Raw genomic sequence first — 2,506 nt, 5'->3', positions numbered from 1 at the left:
GAGTATATTATTGCGGAGATGAAGAAAAATAACCTGTAAATGGGGGCTTTATTTTGTAAGAGTAAGAAGGGAATGTTCAATATTCAATGAATACATGGCAAGATGGTAACGATGAATAAAAAAATATTTTAAAATAAAAACGTTCTAACGAAATGGACAGAAGAAAATCATTAAAACTTTTAGCTACCGGTGCTATTGCGGTGCCAACGGTAATTGCTGGTTGTAATATTGATGATAAAAAAACATCTGCTGCAACTGTAGTAGCTGAACCGCAATTTAATTTAGACCGTAACCCGGATGAATTGAAAAGGGAAAAAGAAATTTTATCTAAGGAGAAATTTTTTACGCCAGAAGAAATGGCCACCATTACAATTTTAGGAGATATAATTATTCCTAAAGATACCGTAAGCGGCAGCGCCAGCGATGCTAAAGTACCCGACTTTATTGAGTTTATTGTAAAAGATATGCCCAACCACCAGATACCTATGAAAGGCGGATTGCGCTGGTTAGATATGCAATGCCTTACCCGTTACAACAAAGCTTTTAAAGATTGCAGCCAGCAACAGCAAATTGAAATGGTGGACATGATCGCCTACCCGAAAAAAGCAAAACCAGAAATGAGCCAGGGTGTAGAATTTTTTAAGCTGATGAGAAATTTAACCGCCACCGGTTTTTACACTTCGGAAATTGGCGTGAAAGATATTGGTTATGCCGGCAACATCCCCACCCAATGGAATGGTGTACCGGATGATGTTTTAAAACAATACAATTTATCTTATACCGAAAAAGAATTAAAGGAGTGTGTAAGTTTTGATAAGAAGTAACAAGACTGTAAAACTCATTTAAAAATTCTATTTCTTTTTCTTCGTCTTACTCCAGTGCGTTATTTTATTCGTCAACTTGTCTTTGGTATAAAAGGGAAAGTTCACCTGCAGCGAAAGTGAGTTCTGGCTGATGCCTGGAATTGGAAATTTATTTTTCGAAATACTGTATCCATATACCAGGTACAAATAACTGATGCCTATTCCGGCCCTTGGTGTAAATAACCAGTCCTCTGCCCCTTTCGATTTCAGGTATTGCACTTCGGCACCCATAAAAAATGCATTACCAAAAAGATCTCCTCCTAATTTTATGCCACTAACTTTTTCGTACGTTTTTTTGAAAGCAGGAAAAATATTTATCCCGGCATAAATATCTGACCCATACACACCATGGCCACTGCCGTTAAAAGTAGTTCGTGCTATACCTGCACCAAAAAAGAAACGCTTTTGTACTCCGGCATTAACAGCAATACACCAGGACTGATCATTGATATCCGGCTTTAGGTAATTGTGAATAGTTGAGTCGGTAGTTTGTGCATTTGTAATATTGAAAAATGCAAATCCAAGAATAGCTGCAAGCAGTTTTTTCATACAGAAGCCTTGTTTTCAGGTTAAAAAAAGTGGTGATAAAACTTTTACAACCCATGCAACGTTAATAAAAATTTTAAGTTACAACTGCTTTTATTAATGAAATGTTATTGTACCGGGCTCATCTTGGTTGTCAGCAACAGGTGATATGCTGTTGCTAGATTTATTGTTTCATCACTTCCACCGTCCACTCACTGCCACTGTAAATTTTATGTACTGCAGAAAAACTGCCCATGTTTAAGGCAAACGAAACCTGCAGTAAACTATTAAGATAAAGCAGTGGTTTATTTTTAGCCACGGCACCGAATGTTTGGGCGTAAGGCATATTACCTTCGTATTTTTTTATGTTTTTTTTATAGATAACCACATGCAAATTATCTCCCGGTTTTGCATTAAGCTGTTTAAAAATATTGGCATCAATATTCGTCCAGATATTGCCGTACTGTACATCTAAAATTGCGATGGTACCTTTTATTTTTTTGTTTTCGAGAATTGCTTTTTGATAAGGGATACTTACCACTTCGTTGGGCAACTCCTTTCCTACTTCTTCATAAGTTATTTTTCCTGCTGCTAATCTTGAAGCGGTATAAGCATACACATCCCTGCCATGAAAAGTATAAGATTTTTCGGAGCCTTTTCTTCTGTTCACTGCTTCATTAATTTCTCTTATGGAAGCAATACCTTCCGATGCTGCTATTAAAGTAAGCGTTCCATTATCAGGTGTTACAATAAAATGCCCGGCTTTTGTTTTTAGCACTACAGATTTTCTATTGGTACCCACTCCGGGATCAACCACAGAAACAAACACAGTACCCACAGGCCAGTAACTAACGGTTTGTTCTAAACGATAAGCTGCTTCCCAAATATTGTATGCCGGAATTTCGTGTGTAAGATCAAATAGTTTTAAACTGCTGTCCACTCCCATGGCAACACCTTTCATGGCAGATACGGCGCCATCTTTTACTCCAAAATCTGATTGAAAGACAACGATTTTGTTTTGGGCAGCTGAAATGTTTGTAAATAATGATACTACAAAGAGCAGCGAAAAATACAGAAAATATTTTTTCATCATCTTTATTAATTTAAAAAGAGTTGAC

Annotated in this window: 3 protein-coding genes; 1 reads left to right on the top strand and 2 read right to left on the bottom strand. The window is 36.9% G+C overall.

Translation table 11 applies throughout. The annotated features are described in order from the left end of the window. Positions 1-152 precede the first annotated feature (152 nt). The gene (locus tag ACY65O_RS13115; protein WP_462221310.1) at positions 153-824 is read left to right on the top strand and encodes a gluconate 2-dehydrogenase subunit 3 family protein; all 672 of its coding nucleotides are present in this window, start codon (positions 153-155) and stop codon (positions 822-824) included. Positions 825-851: 27 nt separating this feature from the next. Here the strand turns inward: ACY65O_RS13115 and ACY65O_RS13110 are convergent, their stop codons facing one another. Both ACY65O_RS13110 and ACY65O_RS13105 read right to left on the bottom strand, forming a co-directional pair. Then, positions 852-1,412, bottom strand: a complete 561-nt coding sequence (locus ACY65O_RS13110) for a hypothetical protein (protein WP_462221309.1) — start codon at positions 1,410-1,412, stop codon at positions 852-854. A 160-nt stretch (positions 1,413-1,572) separates the two neighbouring features. After that, positions 1,573-2,506: SAM hydrolase/SAM-dependent halogenase family protein (locus ACY65O_RS13105; protein ID WP_462221308.1), on the bottom strand; the 934-nt coding region annotated here is incomplete at its 5' end.

The organism is Ferruginibacter sp. (genome assembly GCF_031430955.1).
Lineage (GTDB): Bacteria > Bacteroidota > Bacteroidia > Chitinophagales > Chitinophagaceae > Ferruginibacter.
This window is presented reverse-complemented; position numbering and strand designations above follow the sequence as displayed.

What these genes read in the sequence shown, in the direction of transcription:
- ACY65O_RS13115 (WP_462221310.1), top strand. Translation starts at nt 153, where the DNA reads ATGGACAGAAGAAAATCATTAAAACTTTTAGCTACCGGTGCTATTGCG.
- ACY65O_RS13110 (WP_462221309.1), bottom strand. Translation starts at nt 1,412, where the DNA reads ATGAAAAAACTGCTTGCAGCTATTCTTGGATTTGCATTTTTCAATATT.